General features: G+C 61.2%; 18 protein-coding genes. 8 read left to right on the forward strand and 10 right to left on the reverse strand.

Annotation, left to right across the window (positions count from 1 at the left end):
- Positions 1-38: 38 nt before the first annotated feature.
- The 4 genes from AC1D2G_RS21405 to AC1D2G_RS21420 all read right to left on the reverse strand — a co-directional run bounded on the left by AC1D2G_RS21405 (position 39) and on the right by AC1D2G_RS21420 (position 5,651).
- Positions 39-2,507 (reverse strand): glycogen/starch/alpha-glucan phosphorylase, encoded by a 2,469-nt coding sequence (locus AC1D2G_RS21405; protein ID WP_477416493.1) that lies wholly within the window; start codon positions 2,505-2,507, stop codon positions 39-41.
- Between the two features lie 132 nt (positions 2,508-2,639).
- Complete coding sequence (locus AC1D2G_RS21410; protein ID WP_477226149.1) at positions 2,640-3,443, reverse strand: ATP-binding cassette domain-containing protein; 804 nt, start codon at positions 3,441-3,443, stop codon at positions 2,640-2,642.
- Positions 3,419-4,537 (reverse strand): ABC transporter permease, encoded by a 1,119-nt coding sequence (locus AC1D2G_RS21415; protein WP_095089737.1) that lies wholly within the window; start codon positions 4,535-4,537, stop codon positions 3,419-3,421. Before AC1D2G_RS21415 ends, AC1D2G_RS21410 begins: the two co-directional genes overlap by 25 nt.
- Positions 4,538-4,634: 97 nt before the next feature.
- A complete protein-coding gene (locus AC1D2G_RS21420; RefSeq protein ID WP_457151332.1) occupies positions 4,635-5,651 on the reverse strand; it encodes a substrate-binding domain-containing protein in 1,017 nt (338 codons plus the stop codon).
- Positions 5,652-5,861: 210 nt separating this feature from the next.
- Between AC1D2G_RS21420 and AC1D2G_RS21425 the strand changes: the two genes are divergently transcribed.
- From AC1D2G_RS21425 to AC1D2G_RS21440, 4 genes are all read left to right on the forward strand, one after another.
- Positions 5,862-7,088 (forward strand): ROK family transcriptional regulator, encoded by a 1,227-nt coding sequence (locus AC1D2G_RS21425; protein ID WP_477416495.1) that lies wholly within the window; start codon positions 5,862-5,864, stop codon positions 7,086-7,088.
- Complete coding sequence (locus tag AC1D2G_RS21430) at positions 7,088-7,534, forward strand: RbsD/FucU family protein (protein WP_477416497.1); 447 nt, start codon at positions 7,088-7,090, stop codon at positions 7,532-7,534. The genes AC1D2G_RS21425 and AC1D2G_RS21430 overlap by 1 nt, the downstream gene beginning before the upstream one ends.
- On the forward strand, positions 7,531-8,454 hold the full coding sequence (locus AC1D2G_RS21435; RefSeq protein WP_477416499.1) for a carbohydrate kinase family protein: 924 nt from the start codon (positions 7,531-7,533) through the stop codon (positions 8,452-8,454). The genes AC1D2G_RS21430 and AC1D2G_RS21435 overlap by 4 nt, the downstream gene beginning before the upstream one ends.
- Before the next feature lie 257 nt (positions 8,455-8,711).
- Positions 8,712-9,854, forward strand: coding sequence for a DegT/DnrJ/EryC1/StrS family aminotransferase (locus AC1D2G_RS21440; protein ID WP_477416501.1), 1,143 nt, complete (start codon positions 8,712-8,714; stop codon positions 9,852-9,854).
- Positions 9,855-9,868: 14 nt separating this feature from the next.
- On the opposite strand, the gene cysQ is transcribed toward AC1D2G_RS21440, so the two are convergent.
- Genes cysQ through cysD form a run of 3 tightly spaced genes read right to left on the reverse strand, consistent with a single transcriptional unit; the run spans position 9,869 to position 13,537 of the window.
- Positions 9,869-10,681 carry a 3'(2'),5'-bisphosphate nucleotidase CysQ gene (cysQ, locus tag AC1D2G_RS21445; protein WP_477394224.1) on the reverse strand — a complete coding sequence of 271 codons (813 nt, stop codon included), beginning with the start codon at positions 10,679-10,681 and terminating at the stop codon, positions 9,869-9,871.
- Between the two features lie 10 nt (positions 10,682-10,691).
- Positions 10,692-12,629 carry a sulfate adenylyltransferase subunit CysN gene (gene cysN / locus AC1D2G_RS21450; protein WP_477416502.1) on the reverse strand — a complete coding sequence of 646 codons (1,938 nt, stop codon included), beginning with the start codon at positions 12,627-12,629 and terminating at the stop codon, positions 10,692-10,694.
- A gap of 2 nt (positions 12,630-12,631) precedes the next feature.
- The gene (gene cysD, locus AC1D2G_RS21455) at positions 12,632-13,537 is read right to left on the reverse strand and encodes a sulfate adenylyltransferase subunit CysD (RefSeq protein ID WP_477416504.1); all 906 of its coding nucleotides are present in this window, start codon (positions 13,535-13,537) and stop codon (positions 12,632-12,634) included.
- Between the two features lie 481 nt (positions 13,538-14,018).
- Between cysD and AC1D2G_RS21460 the strand changes: the two genes are divergently transcribed.
- Together AC1D2G_RS21460 and AC1D2G_RS21465 are read left to right on the forward strand one after the other, a co-directional pair.
- Complete coding sequence (locus AC1D2G_RS21460) at positions 14,019-15,344, forward strand: O-antigen ligase family protein (protein ID WP_477416506.1); 1,326 nt, start codon at positions 14,019-14,021, stop codon at positions 15,342-15,344.
- The gene (locus tag AC1D2G_RS21465; RefSeq protein WP_477416508.1) at positions 15,341-16,288 is read left to right on the forward strand and encodes an NAD-dependent epimerase/dehydratase family protein; all 948 of its coding nucleotides are present in this window, start codon (positions 15,341-15,343) and stop codon (positions 16,286-16,288) included. The genes AC1D2G_RS21460 and AC1D2G_RS21465 overlap by 4 nt, the downstream gene beginning before the upstream one ends.
- A 49-nt stretch (positions 16,289-16,337) precedes the next feature.
- On the opposite strand, the gene AC1D2G_RS21470 is transcribed toward AC1D2G_RS21465, so the two are convergent.
- From AC1D2G_RS21470 to AC1D2G_RS21480, 3 genes are all read right to left on the reverse strand, one after another.
- Complete coding sequence (locus tag AC1D2G_RS21470) at positions 16,338-16,877, reverse strand: sugar transferase (protein ID WP_095089711.1); 540 nt, start codon at positions 16,875-16,877, stop codon at positions 16,338-16,340.
- A gap of 121 nt (positions 16,878-16,998) precedes the next feature.
- Positions 16,999-17,931 carry a glycosyltransferase family 2 protein gene (locus AC1D2G_RS21475; protein ID WP_477416510.1) on the reverse strand — a complete coding sequence of 311 codons (933 nt, stop codon included), beginning with the start codon at positions 17,929-17,931 and terminating at the stop codon, positions 16,999-17,001.
- 243 nt (positions 17,932-18,174) lie between these two features.
- A complete protein-coding gene (locus AC1D2G_RS21480) occupies positions 18,175-20,163 on the reverse strand; it encodes an SDR family NAD(P)-dependent oxidoreductase (RefSeq protein ID WP_477416512.1) in 1,989 nt (662 codons plus the stop codon).
- Between the two features lie 341 nt (positions 20,164-20,504).
- Between AC1D2G_RS21480 and AC1D2G_RS21485 the strand changes: the two genes are divergently transcribed.
- Entirely contained in the window at positions 20,505-21,296 is a 792-nt protein-coding gene (locus AC1D2G_RS21485; RefSeq protein ID WP_095089707.1) for an ABC transporter permease, read from the forward strand.
- A gap of 5 nt (positions 21,297-21,301) precedes the next feature.
- On the forward strand, positions 21,302-22,003 hold the full coding sequence (locus tag AC1D2G_RS21490) for an ABC transporter ATP-binding protein (protein WP_095089705.1): 702 nt from the start codon (positions 21,302-21,304) through the stop codon (positions 22,001-22,003).
- Positions 22,004-22,078 lie beyond the last annotated feature (75 nt).

The following is a 22,078-nucleotide window of genomic DNA, read 5'->3' on the forward strand; positions in this document are numbered from 1 at the left end:
GCACAGGACCACATTGTTCGCGGCCTCATGCAATCACATCAGACAGGCACGTTCCAGATTTCTTTCGCATATTGGCGGATCGTGCGATCGGAGGAGAACCAGCCGACACGCGCAACGTTGCGGATTGCCTTGGCGTACCAGTCGGGACTGTTGCGCCAGACGGCATCGACTTCGCGCTGCGTCGCGGTGTAGGCGTCGAAATCGGCGGCGACCATGAACCAATCGCTCTGATAGAGACCGTTGATCAAGTCGCGGTAACGCTCCGGATCGTCCGGCGAGAAGACGCCCGACGATACGGCGGCCACTGCCTGTGCCAGTTCGGGCGATGCTTCGATCACAGCGCGCGGGTTGTAGCCATTGTTGCGCCGCTCGGCGACCTCGGCCGTGGTCAGGCCGAAGATGAAGATGTTGTCGTCGCCGACGCATTCCTTGATCTCGACATTGGCGCCGTCGAGCGTGCCGATGGTCAGCGCGCCGTTCAGCGCGAACTTCATGTTGCCGGTGCCCGAAGCTTCCATGCCGGCGGTCGAGATCTGTTCGGAAAGGTCGGCTGCCGGCATCATGATCTCGGCCAGGCTGACATTGTAGTTCGGCACGAACACCACCTTCAGCAAACCGCGCACGGCCGGGTCGCGGTTGATGACCTTGGCGACGTCGTTGGCGAGTTTGATGATCAGCTTGGCGTTGTGGTAGCTGGGCGCCGCCTTGCCGCCGAAGAATTTCACGCGCGGCATCCACTCGCGTTCCGGGTGTGAGCGGATCTGGTCGTAGAGCGCGATCGCTTCGAGGATGTTCAGGAGCTGACGCTTGTATTCGTGGATGCGCTTGATCTGGATATCGAACAGCGCCGAGGGATCGACCTTGATGCCGAGCCGGTCGGCAACGAGATTGGCCAGCCGCGTCTTGTTGGCGCGTTTGACAGCGGCGAACTTGTCGCGAAAGGCGGCATCGTCGGCGAAGGCATCGAGACCCTTGATGGCGTCGATGTCATCGAGAAAACGGTCGCCGATCGCCTCGCGGGCAAGCGACGTAAGCCCGGGATTGCATTGAATCAGCCAGCGCCGCGGCGTGATGCCGTTGGTCTTGTTGTTGATGCGATCGGGATAGAGCTTGTGCAGGTCGGCGAACACCGTCTCCTTCATCAGGTCGGTGTGAAGGGCCGAAACGCCGTTGATCGAATGCGAGCCGACAAAGGCCAGGTTGCCCATGCGCACCCGGCGGTCGCCATTTTCCTGGATCAGCGAGATGCGGCTGATCTGCTCGTCCGAGAACTGGTCGGAGGCACGCGCCTCCAGAAGCACTTCGGCATTGATCGCATAGACGATCTGCATGTGGCGCGGCAAAAGCCGCTCGAACAGCGGCACCGGCCAGCTTTCCAGCGCTTCGGGAAGCAGCGTGTGGTTGGTGTAGCCGAAGGTGCGCTTGGTGATGCTCCAGGCCTGGTCGAAGTCCATACCGTGGACGTCCATCAGCAGACGCATCAGCTCCGGCACCGCGATGGCCGGATGGGTGTCATTGAGATGGATCGCCGCCTTGTCGGGCAGCGACTTAAGATCACCATACTGGCTGAGATGGCGCTGGACGATGTCCTGCAGCGAGGCGGTGGAGAAGAAGTACTCTTGCCTGAGCCGCAGCTCCTGCCCGGCCTTGTGCGAATCCGCGGGATAGAGCACGCGTGACAGGGCATCAGCCTTGTTGCTTTCGGCAAGCGCGCCGATGTGGTCGCCGGCATTGAACTTGTCGAGCAGGATCGGATCGACCGGCATGCCCGACCACAGCCGCAGCGTGTTGACGCGGTTGGCCCGCCAGCCAACGACGGGCGTGTCATAGGCGACGGCCAGGACATGCTCGGTCGGCTTCCAGACATGGCGTTCGAGCCGGCCGTCCTTCGAGGTGATCGATTCCACCGAGCCGCCGAAACCGACCTCGAAGGAGCGTTCGCGCCGTTCGAACTCCCAGGGGTTGCCGTGATCGAGCCAGGTCTCGGGCAGTTCGACCTGCCAGCCGTCGTGAATCTCCTGGCGGAACATGCCATTGGCGTAGCGGATACCGTAGCCATGCGCGGGAATATCGACGGTCGCCATGCTTTCCATGAAGCAGGCCGCGAGCCGGCCGAGGCCGCCATTGCCAAGTGCCGCATCCGGCTCGAGTGCGGCGATGAGGTCGAGATCGACGCCAAGCGAGGACAAGGCTTCGCGCATATTGTCCATCAGGCCGAGATTGGAGAAGGCGTCGCGCATCAGACGGCCAATGAGGAACTCCAGCGACAGATAGTAGACGCGCTTTTCCTTCTGGTCGTAGGCCTCTTTCGTCGCCTGCATCCAGTGATCGACAATACGGTCGCGCACGACCTTGATCGAGGCGGTGAGCCAGTCGTACTGGGTCGCGACGGTGGTATCCTTGCCGACCCTGTATTTGAGGGCCATCAAGACTTCCCTTGCGAGCGTCTGCGGGTCAGGATTTTTGAGCAGTGGCGGGAGGGGTTCGGATGTCATAGCGCGCGTCATGCTGCCTCTCGTACGGTTGCCATGATCATACCGGCTTTCATCGTTCCTCCCAGCCCATGCTAGCCGATACTCCCACATGTTCAATCGATTTAGATGAACCCGCGCGGAGTTACCCTGCGGCAATTTGACAGTTCAGGCCGCCAGTGCCGCCTCCGGCGGAACCTTGGCTCCCGTCATGAAGGCCACGGCATCCGACATCGTATATTGCTTGGGATCGATGACGCAGAGGCGACGGCCCAGCCGGTGGATGTGGATGCGGTCGGCGACCTCGAAGACATGCGGCATGTTGTGCGAGATGAGCACGATCGGCAGCCCGCGCCTCTTCACGTCAAGCATCAACTCAAGCACACGGCGGCTTTCCTTGACGCCGAGGGCGGCGGTCGGCTCGTCCATGATGACGACGCGGCTGCCAAAAGCGGCGGCGCGCGCCACCGCAACGCCCTGGCGCTGACCGCCGGAGAGCGTTTCGACGGGCTGGTTGATGTTCTGGATGGTCATCAGCCCCAGTTCGGAGAGCTTTTCACGGGCGATCTTCTGCATCGCCGAGCGGTCGAGCCTTCGCAGCCACTGTCCGACAAAGCCCGGTTTGCGGATCTCGCGGCCGAGAAACATATTGTCGGCGATCGATAACGCCGGGGACAGCGCAAGGTTCTGGTAGACGGTCTCGATGCCGGCCACACGCGCCTCGATCGGTGAGCGGAAATGCACCGGCTGGCCATTGAGTTCGATCGTGCCTGAGTCCGGAATGACCGCCCCACATAGCGCCTTGACCAGCGTCGACTTGCCGGCACCGTTGTCGCCGATGACAGCGAGGATTTCGCCTGGCAACAGGTCGAAATCGGCATTGTCGAGGGCAACAACCCTGCCGTAGCGCTTGTTGAGGCCTCTAGCTTGAAGAACCGGAGTGTCGTTCATGCCGAAATTCTCCTGATCCATTGGTCGATGGTGACAGCAACGATGATCAGCACGCCCACGGCGAAGTCCTGCCACAGCAACTCAAGCCCGGAAAGCGCAAGGCCGTTGCGGAAAACGCCGACGATCAAGGCGCCGATCAGCGTTCCAACGATCGAGCCGCGGCCGCCAAACAGGGAGGTGCCGCCGATCACGACAGCGGTGATGGAGTCGAGGTTTGCGGTCTGGCCTGCCTGCGGGCTTACGCCACCGATGCGCCCGATCAGCACCCAGGCGGCGATCGCGCAGATGAAACCGGCGAGCCCGTACACGGCGATCAGGGTCCGTTTGGTGTTGATACCGGCCAGTCTGGCTGCATCCGGATCATCACCAGTGGCGTAGATGTGTCGACCCAACGCCGTTCTGTTCAGCACGTACCAAATAACGAACGCCAGGATCAACATGACCAGCGAACCATAGGTCAGCACCCAGCCTTTCAAGAAGGTCCAGTCGAGCCCGAGCGTTTTTGAGAAGAAATCATAAGGTTTGAAGATCGTACCCGTCCACTGCAGGAATGGCGCCGCCGCCTCCATGTCCTGCTGGCGAATGGTTTCGCTCTGGGAATACCAAACGTTCAGCGCGCCAAAAATGCTCCAGGTGCCAAGCGTGACAATAAAGGGCGGCAAGCGCAGCATCGTCACGATCAGGCCGTTGACGACGCCGCATGCCAGACCGCAGAGCAACCCGAGCGGAAATGCGATCAATACCGGAACGCCGTAGACGACCGCGGTCCGCCCCATCACCACCGAGCACAGGATCATGATAGCGCCGACGGACAGGTCGATTCCGGCCGTAAGGATTATCAGCGTCTGCGCCACACCGAGCACAGCGATGATCGTCACCTGCTGCAGCACCAACGAAAAGTTGAACGGAGCAAAAAACTTGTCCGGCGCTGCAATCGAAAAGATGACCACACCCAACAGCAGAACGAAAAAGGGAATGGACGTGGGAAATTGATGAAGGAAGGCCTGGAGGCGGCGGATCGCGCCGGCATCCGACTCATCAAAACTGGCCAGGGCTTCAGTGGCACCCTTCAGCCCGCGTTCGGCGGTGACCGAACCCGCGGTATCGTCGCTCATCAGGCAATCCTCCCCAACGCCTCGCTGTCAGGGGGCGCCACGTGCGCCCCCTTTGAGTTCTGGACAATAGTCTTCATGGAATGATGTTGAAAGGCGCTCAGCCCCAGCAGAGCTTCAGGCCTTCCTCGACCGAAATCGACGTCACGCCCTCAACCGGCTTGGCTGTGATGAGTTGCGCACCGGTGTCAAGGAAGCCCATCTTCGGGTCGATATCCGGAATCTTGCCCGAGACGATCGCCTCTAGCGCCATCGCCGCCATCTTCAGCGGATACTGCTGGCTGGTCGCACCGATTACGCCTGCCTGAACGTTCTTCACGCCAGGGCAACCACCGTCGATCGAAACGATCATCACGCTGCCGTCATCCTTGCCTACTGCCTTGAGCGCTTCCCACGCACCGGCCGCGGCGGGCTCGTTGATTGTGTAGACCACGTTTACATCCGGGCACTTCTGCAGCGCGTTCTCCATCGCCGTGCGGCCCTTCTCCTGGTCGCCTTGGCTGATTTCGTGATCACAGATACGCTTGTCGTCTTCGTCGCCGTATTTGTTGGGATCCTTCACGTCGATCCCGAAGCCCTGCATGAAGCCCTGATCGCGCAGAAAATCGACGGTCGGCTGGTTGGTCGCGAGATCGAGAAATACGATCTTGGCGTCCGCTGCCTTGTCGCCCAGGGTCTTGGCAGCCCACTGACCGATCAGCATGCCGGCCTTGCGGTTATCGGTCGCAAAGGTCGCGTCCGCAGCGTCCATCGGATCGAGCGGCGTATCGAGCACAATCACCTTGAGGCCTGCGTCGCGCGCCTTCTTGATGGTCGGCACAATCGCCTTCGAGTCGCTCGGCACGATGGCAAAACCCTTGGCGCCGGCCGAGATCAGGTTCTCGATCGCCGCCACCTGGCCGTCATTGTCGCCGTCGAACTTGCCGGCGGCGGCGATCAGGGTAACGCCAAGTTCCTTAGCCTTGGCCTGAGCGCCCTCACGCATTTTCACAAAGAACGGATTGGTTTCGGTCTTGGTAATCAGGCCGACGGTATCGGCCGCATACGAGGCGCCTGCCATCGCGCCGTAAAAGGCAAGGCCGGCAACAGCCGCCTTCATGATATTCCATTTACCCATGACTTCCTCCCAATGATGCATTTTCGGGTGCCGGCCAACCGGCCTCCATGGCATCCACGACATTCTCCCAGCATGGACGCCTTATCGCAACAGACACCAGTCGACGATTGCTGTCAATAATTAAATCACTCTTATTTATTATTGACAGCCTTGCGCCATTCACCCATTCTGACCCAAAAGCAGTGAGGGGAAACGACGGGAGGAACAAAGGTGGAGACCGGCATTGCGAGGCACGGTTCGCCTGAGGCAGCCGAGAGCCGTCTGCACCGTGGCACCAACCAGAGCGGCATGCGGGACCACAACGAGCGGTTGGTGCTCTCGCTGGTGCGCCAGCACGGCAGCCTGGCTAAGTCCGACATCGCCCGCATGACCGGGCTTTCGGCACAGACGGTTTCGGTCATCATGCGCGAACTGGAGGAAGAAGGCCTTCTGCTGCGGCAGGCGCCGTTGCGCGGCAAGATCGGCCAACCCTCGATCCCGATGGCGCTCAACCCCGATGGCGCCTACTTCATTGGCCTGAAGATCGGCCGCCGCAGCGCCGAACTCGTGCTGATCGACTTCCTTGGCCAAGTCCGTTCGATGCTGCAGCATTCCTACCGCTACCCGGCGCCACGCGAGACCGTGGAGTTCGTCACCACAGGCATGAAGAAGATGCGTGGCGAGCTGACGCCCGCGCAGGACAAGCGCATCGCCGGTCTGGGCATCGCCATGCCGTTCGAATTGTGGAACTGGGCCGATACCGCAGGCGCCCCGCGCGATGCCATGGACGAATGGCGTCACCGCGACATCAGGGCGGACATCCAGGCGCAGTGCGATTTTCCGGTTTACCTGCAGAACGATGCGACTTCAGCCTGCGGCGCTGAACTCGTTTTCGGCCAGACCGGTGCTGCTCGCGACTTCGTCTATTTCTACATCGGCGCCTTTGCCGGCGGCGGCATCGTGCTGAATGGCCGGCTTTTCGGCGGGCCAACCGGCAATGCCGGAGCACTCGGCTCGATGCCCGTGCCGGGGCCGGATGGCAAGCCGACCCAGCTGATCGATGTGGCGTCCATCGCCATGCTCGAAAAGGCTCTCAATGCGCGCGGCGTCGAGGCTTCGCATCTGTGGACGTCGCCGGAAGACTGGGGCGAGATCGGCCCCGAACTCGATAACTGGATTGCCAGCGCCTCGCGGGCGCTCGCCTATGCCATCGTTGCCGCGTCCTCGGTCATCGATTTCGAGGCAGCGGTGATCGACGGATGGATGCCGACGGCAGTGCGCCGCCGGCTGGTCGACGCCATCATCGCGGCCATCGCCACGATCGACGGAGAGGGCCTGAAGCTCCCTGCCGTTCGCGAGGGGACCGTCGGCATCCACGCCCGGGCGCTCGGCGGCGCCAGCCTGCCGCTCTCCGAACGCTTTCTGATTGGTTCGACGACGATTTCCAGGAGTGCCTGATGCTGATCGGAATCCCGGCGCTGCTTGGTCCGGAGCTTCTGGCGACATTGCGCGCCATGGGCCATGGCGACGAGATCGCGATTGTCGACGGAAACTATCCGGCAGAAGAGCAGGCCAGCCGGCTCATCCGAGCCGACGGCCATCATCTCCTGCCGGTGCTCGACGCGATCTTGAGCGTGCTGCCGGTCGACGATGCCGTGCCAGAGGCGCTGTTTCGCGCCTCGGTCAAGGGAGATCCCTCGCTTGCCGATCCCGTGCATCACGAGATCGAGGCGCTATGCGCAAAACGCGCGCCCGGTCGCAAGGTGGTTGCGCTGGCCGGCGCCGACTTCTATGCACGGGTCAAATCGGCGCATGCCATCGTCGCGACAAGCGAGCCTCGGCTCTACGCCAACATCATCATCCGCAAGGGCGTGATCTATCCGCCGGAGACCAGGAAGCCATGATCCTCTGCTGCGGCGAAGCCCTCATCGATATGCTGCCGCGCACGACGACCAACGGCGAGCCGGCCTTTGCCCCCTATGTCGGCGGCGCCGTGTTCAACACGGCCATCGCGCTCGGGCGGCTGGGCGCGCCGGCCGGGTTCTTTTCCGGCCTGTCGTCGGATCTGTTCGGCGGTCAGTTCAGGGATGCGCTTGGGGCGAGCAAGGTCAGCTCCACCTATGCACACACGTCACCACGGCCAACGACGCTGGCCTTCGTCAAGCTGGACAACGGCCAGGCGACCTACACATTCTATGATGAAAACACCGCCGGCCGCATGCTGACTGTCGACGACCTGCCGCAGCTGGGCAACGAGATCGAGGCCATGCTGTTTGGCGCCATCAGCCTGATCTCCGAGCCCGCCGGCAGTGCCTATGAGGAGTTCATGAAGCGCGAGCATGAAAGCCGCGTCATGATGCTCGACCCCAACATCAGGCCGAACTTCATCCCTGACAAGGCCAAGCACCTCAGGCGCATCCGCGCCATGATGGCGATGGCCGATATCGTGAAACTGTCGGATGAAGACCTGAACTGGTTCGGCGAGGCCGGCTCGCACGAGGATGTCATCCGCAACTGGCTCGACCGCGGCCCGAAGCTGATCGTCGTCACGCATGGCAGCGAAGGCGCCATAGGCTACACCAAGGAACACGCCGTCACGGTGATGACGGAGAAGGTCAAGGTGGTCGACACAGTCGGCGCCGGCGACACGTTCAATGCCGGCATCCTCGCTTCGCTGCAAGAACAAGGCCTGCTGACAAAGACGGCAATCGCCGGCCTTTCGCAGGACGCCATCGGCAAGGCACTGGCGCTTGGCAACAAGGCGGCGGCTGTGACCGTCTCGCGGGCCGGCGCCAATCCGCCCTGGCGGCATGAGATCGCCTGACCAGGTCTTGAAGGGCTCAAGACAGATCGGGCTTCTCGATCACTTTATGTTTCGCAGGGCCGATCTCAGGGATTATCAAGGTAGGATCGGGCCCGACGAAGGCCGGAATTCCGGCATATCGCGAAGAACACGCCGGAAAATACAGGTAACAGACTGCGACACTTGCGCAATTCGCGGTTTTGCTCCTGCGGCTTTCTCGCCCGGCGCAACTCTGATACCAGCGGCCGGTTATCTGGCTAACCCGTTTTGAGGCCGACATGCAGTTCATCGATCTTGGCGCGCAGCGCGAACGAATCCGCGACCGGCTGAAGGCCGCGATCGACCGTGTCGTCGAAGAAGGCCGCTATATACTCGGCCCGCAAGTCACCGAATTCGAGAACAAGCTCGCCGCCTATGTCGGCACCAAGCATGTCGTGGCCTGCGCCAACGGCACCGATGCGCTGCTGTTGCCGCTGTTTGCGGCCGGCGTCGGCCCGGGTGACGCGGTGTTCGTGCCAAGCTTCACTTTCGCGGCCACCGCAGAAGTGGTGGCGTTGGCCAAGGCGGAGCCGGTGTTCGTCGATGTCGACCCGCATAGCTACAACATCGACATTGCCAGCCTCGAGGCAGCCATCGCCATGATCAAGAAGGAAGGCCGGCTGAAGCCTAAGGCGATCATTCCCGTCGATCTGTTCGGCCTTGCCGCCGACTACGATGCCATCATGGCGATCGCCAACCGCGAAGGGCTGATGGTGATCGAGGATGCCGCCCAGTCGATGGGCGGCTCGAGCGACGGCAAGATGTGCGGCTCGTTCGGCGCGGTCGGCTCGACCAGCTTCTACCCGGCAAAGCCGCTCGGCTGCTATGGCGACGGCGGCGCGATGTTCACCAATGACGATGCGCTGGCCGAGCAGCTCAGATCGTTCGCCTTCCATGGCAAGGGCGAGACGCAGTACGACAATGTCCGCGTCGGCATCAATTCGCGGCTCGACACCCTACAGGCGGCGATCCTGATCGAGAAGCTGGCCATCCTCGAAGACGAGATGGTGGCCCGCCAGGTGGTGGCCAACCGCTACGCCGAAGGGCTTGGCGATATCGTCACCGCGGCCCGCAATCTGGACGGCAGCCGGTCGGCCTGGGCACAGTATGCGATCGAGACGCCCAAGCGTGACGGGCTGAAGGCGCATCTCGGCGAAAAGGGCATTCCGTCGGTCATCTATTACGTGAAGCCGCTGCATAGCCAAGTTGCTTATCGCGACTACCCGCGCACGCCGACCGGCCTTGCCGTGTCGGAGGACCTGCCGAAGCGGATCCTGTGCCTGCCGATGCACCCCTATCTCAGCGAAGCCGACCAGGACCGGATCATCGAGACGATCCGCAACTATATCGGCTCGAATTCGGCGCAGGCCGCAGCCGAGTAAGCTGCCAGCCCGCCTCAGCTGCGGCTGGCCTCGCCTGCCCTGCTGCTGGCGCCAACTTTGCCGCTGGCAATGAAATGCGGATTGGCGAAATCCTCGTCATCGCTCTGCTGGCGCTTGCCGTAGACCAGGGGCTGGCCGTCCAGCGTGCGCGTCATGCCGCCGGCCGCGCGCAGCACGGCATCGCCCGCCGCCGTGTCCCATTCCATGGTGCGGCCGAAGCGCGGATAGACATCCGCTTCGGCGCTGGCGAGAAGACAGAATTTCAAGGACGAGCCGACCGAGACGATCTCGGCAGCACCGAGGTCGCGAATATAGGCCTCGGTTTCCGGTGTGTTGTGGGAGCGGCTGGCGACGACGGCCAATGGTTCCACGGCCGTCCGCACTGAGATCGGCCGGCGGCCTGTGATCCGGTAGTCGTTGTCGACCTCGATGGCTTCCGCCCTGCCCGGCCGGCCCGAAAAAAAACGGCCGCTGCAGGGCGCGAAGACGACACCGACTTCCGGCACGCCATGGCGGACCAGCGCGATGTTGACGGTGAAATCGGTGCGGCGGTTGACGAATTCCTTGGTGCCGTCGAGCGGATCGATGAGAAAGAACGGGCCATCCAGATCCGGCGGCACGATGCCGGCGGATGCTTCCTCCTCGGCCACGCAGGGGATGTCGGGAAATGCGGCGCGCAGCCCGGCGAGAATGATCTTTTCGCTCTCGCGGTCCGCCTCGGTCACCGGCGAGGCGTCGGACTTGCGGTCGACCGCGCAGCCGGCATGGAAGACACGCATGACCTCGCGGCCGGCCGCCAGGGCCAGCCGCTCGAAGATTTCGAGCATCAGCCTGTCGTCAGATGCCGCCGCCGTTGTCGTATTGGTCTTCGGCAATGTCGCGCTCGTTCAGCCAGTGTTCCAGGGCGTCTACCATCTGTTCGGCCGATTTGCCGAGCGTCTGCAGATGGATTTCCGGTTTTTCCGGCGCTTCGTAGGGTGAATCCACGCCAGTGAAATTCTTGATCTCGCCATTCAGCGCGCGGGCATAGAGGCCCTTCGGGTCGCGCCTGGCGCATTCCTCGAAGGGCGTGTCGACAAACACCTCGATGAATTCGCCGTCGGCCATCAATTCGCGCGCCATGCGCCGCTCGGCGCTGAACGGCGAAATGAACGAGACAATGACAATCAATCCGGCATCGGCCATCAAACGCGCCACTTCGGCGACGCGGCGGATGTTCTCGACGCGATCGGCGTCGGTGAAACCAAGATCGCGGTTGAGACCGTGACGGACGTTGTCGCCGTCCAGGATGTAGGTGTGGCGGCCGGTGGCGAACAGCTTCTTTTCGAACAGGTTGGCGATGGTCGACTTGCCGGAGCCCGACAGTCCGGTGAACCAGAACACGGCGGGCCGCTGGTTCTTCATGTCGGCACGCACGCGCTTGCCGACATCGAGCGATTGCCAATGGATGTTCTCGGCCCGGCGCAGCGAGTGCAGGATCATGCCTGCGCCGACCGTGGCGTTGCTGATGCGGTCGATCAGGATGAAGGCGCCGGTGGTGCGGTTCTCGGCGAAGGTATCGAAGGCGATCGGCGTCCGTGTCGAGATGTTGCAAATGCCGACTTCGTTCATGTCAAGCGACTTGGCCGCTTCATGGGCGAAGTCGTTGACGTTGATCCGGTACTTCAGGTCGGTGACGGTGGCGCTGGTCTGATCGGTCTCGGTGCGCAGGATGTAGGAGCGGCCGGGCAGCAGCGCATGCTCGTCGAACCAGACGATGTTGGCGGCGAACTGGTCGGCGACCTGCGGCCGTGCGGCCGGCGAAACCAGCATGTTGCCGCGCGAGATCTCGACCTCGTCGTCCAGGACGAGCGTAATGGCCTGGCCGGCGGCCGCCTGGGCCAGGTCGCCGCCATAGGAGACGATCCGCTTGACGCGCGAGGATTTGCCGGACTTGGCGACGACGACCTCGTCACCGGGTGCAACCGTACCGGACGCGATCGTGCCGGCAAAGCCGCGAAAGTCGAGATTGGGGCGGTTGACATACTGGACCGGGAAACGGAACGGCAGTTCGACCACTGCTTCCTCGACCGAGACGGTTTCGAGATGCTCGATCAGCGTCGGACCGGAATACCATGCCATGCTGTCCGAGCGGCTGGTGACGTTGTCGCCGTAGCGGGCTGACATCGGGATCGGCACGATGGTCTGGAAGCCGAGATCGCGCGAGAATTGCCCGTAGGCTTCGGTGATGCGTTCGAAGACGGCCTGGTCGAAGCCGACGAGATCGATCTTGTTGACGGCCAGCACGATGTGCCGGATGCCGAGCAGCGAAGCGATGATCGAATGGCGTCTCGTCTGCGGCAATACCCCTTGCCGGGCATCAATCAGCACGATCGCCAGGTCGGCGGTCGAGGCGCCTGTCGCCATGTTGCGCGTGTATTGTTCATGGCCGGGCGTGTCGGCAACGATGAACTTGCGCTTCGGCGTGGCGAAGAAGCGGTAGGCGACGTCGATGGTGATGCCTTGCTCGCGCTCCGCCTCGAGACCATCGACCAGGAGGGCGAAATCGATGTCGTCGCCGGTCGTGCCGTGTTTGCGCGAATCGCGTTCGAGCGCGGCGAGCTGGTCCTCGAAAATCTGCTTGGTGTCCGACAGCAGGCGCCCGATCAGCGTCGACTTGCCGTCATCGACCGAACCGCAGGTCAGGAAACGCAGCAGCGACTTCTTCTCCTGCGCCGCCAGGTAGTCGCGGACGCCGTCGGTGGGTGCGAGGCTCTTTGCCATGATGTGGCGCATGGTCAGAAATACCCCTCGCGCTTCTTCTTTTCCATAGAGCCAGCTTCATCGCGGTCGATCAGGCGACCCTGCCGTTCGGAGGTGCGCGCGGTCAGCATTTCGCCGACGATGGCTTCCAGCGTGTCGGCATCCGATTCGATGGCGCCGGTCAGCGGATAGCAGCCGAGCGTGCGGAACCGCACAAGCCGGTTCTCCACCTTCTCGCCGGGACGCAGTTTCATGCGCTCGTCGTCCCGCAGGATCAGCATGCCGTCGCGCTCGACCACCGGCCGTTGCTTGGCGAAATAAAGGGGCACGATCGGGATGTTTTCCTGCAGAATATACTGCCAGATGTCGAGCTCGGTCCAATTCGACAGCGGGAAGACGCGGATCGATTCGCCCGATGCGATGCGGGTGTTGAATATCTTCCACATCTCGGGTCGCTGGTTCTTCGGGTCCCACACATGCTGCGCGTTGCGGAAGGAGAACATGCGTTCCTTGGCGCGCGATTTCTCCTCGTCGCGGCGGGCGCCGCCAAAGGCCGCGTCGAAACCGTATTTGTCGAGCGCCTGGCGCAACGCCACGGTCTTCATCACATGGGTATGCGTGTTCGAACCGTGATCGAATGGATTGATGTTGTCGCGCACGCCGTCTTCATTGACATGAACCAGCAGATCGAAACCGAGTTTCTGCGCCATCTGATCGCGAAAGGCGATCATCTCGCGGAATTTCCACGTCGTGTCGACGTGGAGGAAAGGGAATGGCGGCTTGGCGGGATAAAACGCCTTCATCGCCAGATGCATCAGCACCGAAGAGTCCTTGCCGACGGAATAGAGCATGACCGGCTTGGCGAAGGCGGCCGCAACCTCGCGGAAGATATGGATGGACTCGGCTTCAAGCCGTTGAAGATGCGTAAGCGCGATGGTCATGGACTGTAAGCGTTCTTTCGTACCTTCCGACAGAAGACCTTGCCTCAAATCATCGGGCTTCTTGCGCCCGGTTCAAGCCTTGCTTCTGGACAATCTCTCTCGTGCCGGCGTTTTAGCAGATAGCCGTCGGAGAGAACAATGCTGGACTGGCCCTGCGGCGCACGGTTCGGGAAATGAATTTTCCATGGGCGCGGCAAAACCCGGAAATTCCTGCTCACAGGGCGAGCCGCTAGGAAAAGCGAGGGAAAATATTGCCTGGCTGAACATGCAAATTGCTACGTGAGAGCCTCACCCAGGCCACCGTCGGTGGCCATCGATTTCTGGCGGCAATCCCACCTGCCGCACTATCGAAAAAACGGCCAAGCCGCTATACCGGCTGCTGAAGACGAGCACGATGCATGATGGAACACGTGCAATTTCGAGGCGATATCCGTTGCCGCCGACGACACCTATCGCTCCCAGAGAATTGTGACCTAGAGCATTGAACCGGTTTTCATCGATAAGACAGCAATTCACTGCCTCGCGGGTGAATGTCTACTTCTCCATCCTTTGCTTCTTTTTTCCACCGGTTCTGGGATCGTTGGTCAGTTTTGTGTTCAATGGCGGAGCCCTCGCCTCCCTCGCGCTGATTGCCGCCGGGAAAAGGCGCTTCAACATCGACCGGCCCATGATCTGGCTGACGGTCGCGATCTATGCCTATTGCGCGGCCAATATCATGGCTTCCATCGTCAACAACGCGTTGGTCAGAGATGCGCCACACCTGATCCCGCTCGTTACCTTCCTGTTTTTCCCAATCTCCTATTCGACCTGGAGCATCACGCAGAAAGCCACGCTTGCGCGTACTATCGTGCTCAGCAGCATGGCCGCCTGTTTTGTCGCGCTGCTGATGGCTGTCATCCAGCAATACTGGATTGGGGTCAGGGCCGAGGGCGGGGCCGGCAATCCGATCGTCTTTGCAACCGTCGTCTGCCTTGCCGTGGTGGTCTGCGTGGCCGGTGCCTTGTCAGGCATAGAGCGAGCCCGGAACCCCCTCTTCTACGCCGCACTGGCCGGGACGATCGCCATCATCTATTCCGGTTCGCGTATTGTCTGGCTGGCGCTGCTGATTGCCGGCATCGCTGTTCTTTTGATCAACCATCAGAGGCTCAGAGGCAGGAATGCCGTTCGCGTGCTGCTGCTGCTGACGGCAGTCGGTCTCGTGATCGCGGCTTTCGGCTCCCAGGCGATATCCGGGCGCGTCGACTTTCTGCGCTCCGATTGGGATGCGCTTGGGACCCACGACAACTACGACACCTCGTTGGGAATACGTGTTGCCCTTTGGGACATCGGCCTCAAGGCATTCCATGACATGCCGGTGTTCGGACATGGTGTGGGCGCGAGCCAGCTTTTGATCAAGCAGGGCTTTCATGACCAGTTCGCAATGGACACAGGCTTCAACCATTTCCACAACGGCTTCCTGACCGCCCTGGTGCAAGCAGGAATTCTGGGCGCCATGACGCTGGCGGCGATCTTTGTCTTTGCCGCTGGAAATGCCGTCCGGGTCTTGCGAAACAGCAGCGATCCGGTCGAACGGTTCGGCGCGACCATGATTATCATCGTCGTGATCACCTATCTCACAGCCGGGATGACAGGCATCCTGATCGGCCATGACATTCTGGACTCGGTGCTGATGGTCTTCCTGGTGTGCGGGACATATCTTGCCTCCGGACGTCAGGCTCCGTTGGCGGAAGGGCAAGCACTTCCACCAGAGGTGGAAGGGCAGGCGCTTCCACAAGCCACCCAAGAGCTGTCGCGAGCAAGGCAATGAAAGTCTTGGTGACAGGTGCGACGGGTTTCATCGGACGTCTTGTCGTGCACCACCTTCGCGACGCCGGTGCCGAGCTTCGCCTCGCCTCCCGTCACCCGGAGAGGCTGGGTTCTGGAAGCGAAGCTGTGGCGATGCCCGGTTTCGATGCGCCTGCCGCGGCCTTCCTGGCGCTGACCAGGGATGTGACCCATGTCGTCCATTGCGCCGGCCTCAACAATGACCAGGGCGACGCCACCGAAGCCGATTTTCGGGCGGCCAATGTGGAATTGAGCGCGCGGCTGGCGCAGGCAGCGGCCGCGCAGGCTAGTGGACGTTTCATCCACCTCTCCTCGATCCGGGCCGTGATCGGCGCTCGCGTCAGCGCAACGATCGACGAGAACACGCTTCCTGCTCCGCAATGCGTCTATGGGCGCTCGAAGCGCGAAGCCGAAATCAAGGTTCTCGACGCCTATGCGTCGCACGGCCGTTCCGATGCCGCCGTGTTGCGCCTGCCTCCGGTCTATGGAAGCGGCATGAAGGGAAACCTGGCGACGCTGATGCGCCTGGCCGATACGGCGCTGCCGCTGCCGACAGGCGCCTTGGCGGGAATCCGCTCGCTGATGTCCTCCGAAGCCGCGGCGCGAGCGGTGTCGCACCTGCTGAGCCATTCGGAACCGCTTCGCCCGATCTATGTCTGCGCCGATGTGCCACCGGTCACGGTCGGTGCCGTCATTGCCGCCTTTCGCAGGGGTTTCGGACGTCCGACGCGCCTGATCACGGTGCCGGCCGGCCTGATGCGGCCGGCCGCGGCCGTGCTGGGCAAGCGGGCGTTTTGGGACAGCATGACCGCGACGCAGATATGCGATCCTTCGCTGCTGATATCGCAGGGCTGGGCACCGGAAACCGGTACGCTGGAGCGGCTGGCCGAACTCGCGCGGCTCCGTGAACGTCGACTTCTCGCTTGACCATGACCTCTTCCCAAAACCGGCTTTGGTTTTTGAGATCATGGCATGCTCAGCTTCGATAGAGCGTCCCAAACAGGATCCGAAGGTCGAGCCAGAACGATGCCGTCCTGAGATAGGCGGCATCGGTTTTGGCCAAAAGCTCGGGGTTCGACATGTCGATGCCCCTGATCTGGGCGAGACCCGTTATGCCCGGAAGTGCCGCCAGGACCCCCAGCCGCCTGCGACACTCGATCAATTCCGTTTGCGTCGGCAGACAGGGACGCGGCCCAACCAGGCTCATCTCGCCCTTCAGAACGTTCCAGAACTGGGGCAGTTCGTCGAGCTTGAATTTCCGCAAGACCTTGCCAACCGAGGTGACGGAATTCGTAGGCGCCTCATGCGTGGGCAATGACGGCGTTCCAACATACATCGTGCGCAATTTGTGACAGCGAAAAAGCAGGCCGTCGCGGCCGACCCGCGTCTGCGAAAAAATGGCCGGACCGGGTGATGATGCCCGAACGGCAAGGAAGGCGAGCACCAGAACAGGCGATGTGACCACCAGCAGCAGAGCCGCGCCGGCAAGATCGAAGATTTGCTTGGTTGCCTTCATGAACGGCCGATAGCGCTCCCTGCCAAAGCCCCGAGACAACGCCGCAGACGAAGCCGGTCAATACGGTCGACGTAGCATGAGGTCATCTCCTGGCCAAGCACACCATGCAACCGTTCGATGCTCAGATGCGTCCGAGGATAAATGCGAGATAGAGCCCCAGGGTGCCGGCAAGTGTCTGCCGATAGACACCGCTTTTGCGCAAGCCGTCCAAACGCTGGAAAAGATTGCCCTGCCGCCCTTTTGTAAACAGATCGACGCACGCCGCTGCATCCTCGGTCAGCAGGTCGCGGTTGACGGCAAGTCCGTCAAGATTGCGATCCGTCCAGCCGGCAAAGTCGCCCTTGAACAGACGGCCAAGCCGGGAAATCCTCGCCCTCCACGACACGTTGGCGCCAACCAGGTTTGCCGCATGCTGGCGGTAGCGCACCAGCGGCCGTGGATCGTAGCGGACGATGCCGCCGGCGGCGGTCACGATGAGATAGGCCCACCAGTCGTGGCTGACGAACTCGGTTTGCGCTGAGGCCCTGGCCAGCAGGTCGCGGGCCGCGGCGTTGAGCAGGATGGTGTTGCCGCCGGCGATGCTTTGCACAAGCGCGTTGCGAAAGGATGGCGACCGGCGAAACAGCGGCGAATGGCCGACGAGGCTTCCGGATTCGGTCATGGTCGCGGTTCGCGAGCAAAACATCAGCGGGATTTTTGCGTCATAAGCCTGCATCCAGCCGACAGCGCTCTCCAGCCGGTCGGGCTCCCAGATATCGTCCTGGTCGCAGAAGGCATAGCAGTCCGCATCGATGCGCCGGTCAAGGATCATCGACCGGAAATTGGGGGCGAACCCTTGCCGCGGCCCTTCCACCAGGGTCACTCGACCCTTGGTCCAGCGGGATTTCCACGCCTCGATGATGGCAATCGTGTCATCGACGGAGCCATCGTCGGAGATCCACAGATCGATCAGAGGGTGCGACTGCGCGAGCACGGATTGCAGTTGCTCGTCGATGAAGGCGGCGCCGTCTTTCGTGCCCATCAGGACTGCGATGCGCGGATCTTCTTTGCTCACGAGCTTCAAACACCCTGCAAATGCCTGGAATGGCTAGAGCGGCTCATCGTTTCACGGAAACGCAGAACCGCTTGATTTCCTTGTTTCGACGCAATTCCGGACGGAAAGCCGTTTTCACACTTTTCCTGGAATTGCTCTATCTCTTTGTTTTGACGCAATTCCGGACGGAAAATCGTTTTTACATTTTTCCTGGAATTGCTCTAGGTTTGTCCAATCCACGATCAAGATCGCTTCTGGATCGGGTCAGGTCGCTTGGCGGGCCGTTTTCGGGATCACGGCCTGATGGATGCTCCCCCTGGCCTTCTTGGCCTGGTCAAGGCCTGCCAGCACGGCCAGCGCACCATCTTTGTCCTGATTCTTGACCGACTGCTGCAGCGCCGACAGCGCGGCCTGGACATCCGACCATTCCAGGACATCCGTGCTCAGGCCAAAGATCTTCGAAATGCCGAGTTCGACGAGTTCCTCATCCTCGCCATGCAGCATTTCGTGAAGTTTCTCGCCCGGCCTTATGCCGGTGAACCGGATCGGGATGTCCGTGTAGGGGCTCTTTCCGGACAGGCGGATCATTGTTTCGGCCACTTCAAGGATCGGCACCGGCTTGCCCATGTCGAGCATGTAGACGGCATAATCGTCCCCGCTCTGCCGCGATGCGGCATCGGCGGCCGACATAATGACGAGATCGACGGCTTCGGCCACTGTCATGAAATAGCGTGTCATGCGCCGGTCCGTGATGGTGACCGGCCCTCCGGCCTCGATCTGCGCCTGGAATATGGTCGCCACCGAACCGTTGCTGCCAAAGACATTGCCGAAGCGAACGGCCACGAACTTGGTGACCGAACGACGCGCGCCCGGCTCGCTGGCGGGGGGCCCATGCAAGGCGCTGATGATCTGTTCGGCAGCCCGTTTTGTCACCCCAAGCACCGATGAGGGATCCACCGCCTTGTCGCTCGATATCAGGACAAACTGGGCAACCCCGCATTTGGCGGCGACTTCGGCACAGACAAGCGTGCCGAAGACATTGGTCTGGATGGCCGAATCCCAGTTTTCCTCGAGCAGCGGAACATGCTTGAGCGCCGCGGCGTGAAAGACGATGTCCGGTCTGAATTCCGTGACGACACGCGTTATCTGGCGCCGATCCGCGACATCGACGATGCGGACCTTGAGGCGGTCGTGGTCCTTCTCGTCAATGTACTGGCTCAACTGGAAGATGCCGAACTCGGAGTTGTCGGCGACGAGCACCGCCTCCGCCCCAAGTTCCAACGACCGTTTGACCAACGTTCGGCCGATCGACCCGGCACCGCCCGTCACCAGAACGCGCTTGCCGCCAATAAAGGTCCCGATACGCTCGACATCGGAAGGCACTGTCGGGCGGCGTAGGATCGTTTCCATTTCGACCGCGTCGAGAACCAGTTTTCCCTGCTGTTCCAGTTCCGAAAGACCGGAGAACTGCACCACACTTATGTCGCCATGCCGGGCGACGCGGACGAGTTCCGAATACTCCTCGATCTCGTGCTCGGCGCCACTGCCGAAAATCAGCAAGTCCAGGCTTTCGGTGCCTGTCGCATAGTCTTCCAGGACGTCGATCAGCCGCGGCCGGGTCGCCACCACGGGAACACCTTGAATCCGCGTGCCCAATTGTACGCTGCGCTCGGTCGCCATGATCCCGGCGATGGAATAGTCCGCCGGCTCCGCCGTGCGCGTGAAGCGAATGATCAGGTCGGCTTCGCCGAGTCGGCCAACGAACAACGCCTGCTTGGCCTGCGTCTTGCCGGTCTTGGTGCTCAGAATGCCCCAGCTCGCGCCGTCACGCAGGAAGCGGTAGAACAGCCGGGGCGCCGATATGATCGTGAAGGAGACGAGGAAGAAGACGATGAACTGACGCTCGTTGAGCCCCTGCACAGGCTGGAAAGAACGAGCCAGCATCGACGTGGCGTACAGAGCCAACGTCAAAATTGCGCAGCTCTTCAGGATATTGAAAAAGTCGGGCGTCGAAGCGAAGCGCCAAACGGTCTTGTAGAGACCACAATATCTAAACAGGAGATGGCTGATGACGACAATGCCCCCCCAGGTTCCCAAACCCTGGTTGGAGAGCGGATCGAACGAAAGATTCGACCGCGAAAGCACAAGGCTGAGCGCCACGGCGACCAGGACCATGACCACGTCCTGGACCATGATGAAGGCGCGCCGCATTTCCGGCCTGAGTCCGAATACAGCTTCGAGGTAAGAATTCATTGGACTGCACTAGACTCCAGGCTCACGGACATCAACATCACCAAGGTGCGAGCACGAATATGCTTCGTGGCCGATCGCTCTTTGAAAGTGCTATCCCTGGCCCCTGCCCTGTTGTATCGCATACTGCGGCCTCGAAGTCATAGCTAGATGTTTTTTCAAGAGAGCGCGAGGGCAAGCGATCGGACCCGAGGCCCAACTCGCGACATTAAAACGCAGTGCGTTGCCATAAGCACGTCGCAATGGCTATTAAGAGCTCCGTGGTGGTTCGTCACGGGCCTTGAAGCGATGAAGCGCCGGAAAAACCAAGCGCTGGAAAAAAGCAGATTGCGATACTCCCAACGATGATTGCGGCACTAAACGGCGCTTTTGACGATATCTCCAAGGCCGTGCGGTTGCACCGGGTCTGGGTCGCGCTCGCCCATGAGGACATCGGCGACCAGCACCGGCGCACGACCCTGGGTCCGCTTTGGATGCTGGTCAATTATTTTGCTTTCGTCGGCACATTTGTCTTCGTTTTCGTGACCAAGGACGCCAGCGACCCAAGCTACATAGCCTATGTCGCCATCGGCATGCTGGTGTGGTTCTACCTCACCGAAACCATCACCATGAGCGTGTCACTCTTCCAGCGCGAAGCGAGCTTCATTCAAGGCACGACGCTGCCGTTGTTCGTGTATGTGATGCGATTGACGATGCAATGCATCATCCGGGCTGGTTATTCGTTGGCGGGTTGCGTTCTTATTCTGCTGCTGGCCGGTTACGGAATCAACTCAAACTGGCTGCTGTCGTTGCTGGGTCTGTTGCTCATCGTCGTGGCAACTCCTGCACTTGTCACGGTTTTTGCGTTCTTGGGCGCCTTCTTTCCCGATAGCGAGTTCATCGTCGGGAACCTGATGCGGGTGGGCATGTTCTTGACGCCGGTCTTCTGGGTCTATAGCGGGCAAGAGGGCGTTCAAAAATACGCCTATCATTGGAACCCGTTCACCTACTTCCTGGAGGGCGTGCGTGAGCCGATCACGGCGGGCATCTTTCCAACGCATGCGTTGACGGTGACAGGCTACGTTTGTCTCGGCGTCTGGGCCCTTGCGTTGCTGCTGCTGGGCCTTTATCGCAAGCGCATCGTTTTCCTGATCTGAGTTCCATGACCTCCATCAAACTGAACAATGTCAGCCTCGTTTATCGCCTGTTCGAAAAGTTGACGCTTTCGGCGCCTGGCCGGCGTCGGAGCGCGCTCGGCGGCAACATATCGAAGTCGGGCACCAAGCAGGTCGTGCAAGCGCTCGACGATGTCAGTTTCGAACTCAAGGCAGGCGACCGGCTGGGGCTCGTCGGCCCGAATGGCGCCGGCAAGACCACGCTGCTCAAGGTTCTCTACGGAATCTACCAGCCTTCGGGCGGCACGATATCGATCGCGGGCAAGGTCGATGCCTTGTTCAACATCAGCATAGGGTTTCGCCCCGAGGCCACCGGGCGCAGAAACATCGTGCTGAGGGGGCTGATCAGCGGTTGGACGCTGGCCGAAATCGAAGAGAAGATGGAAGAAATCATCGATTTCAGCGAACTGGGCGATTTCATCGACCTGCCGTTCAAGGCTTACAGCCAGGGCATGGCGGCACGGCTGGCATTTGCAGCGGCGACCGCGCTCGAACCTGAAATTCTGCTGATGGATGAATGGATTGGCGCCGGCGACGCGTCATTCCAGGAAAAAGCCAAGCGACGCATGGACGAGTTGGCGGAAAAGGCCGGCATCATCGTGCTGGCCAGCCACGACGAGTCGCTCATCCAGCGCGTTTGCACGAAGAAGATGACGCTTCGAGCTGGTCGGGTAGAGTCGCTGACTTAACAGCGCCTCGTGATTGATCGGCCTCCTATCCTCGGGTGCCGAAACCTCAAATGGGATGTCGCCTGACCGAAATTC

The organism is Mesorhizobium sp. P2_C7 (genome assembly GCF_056404515.1).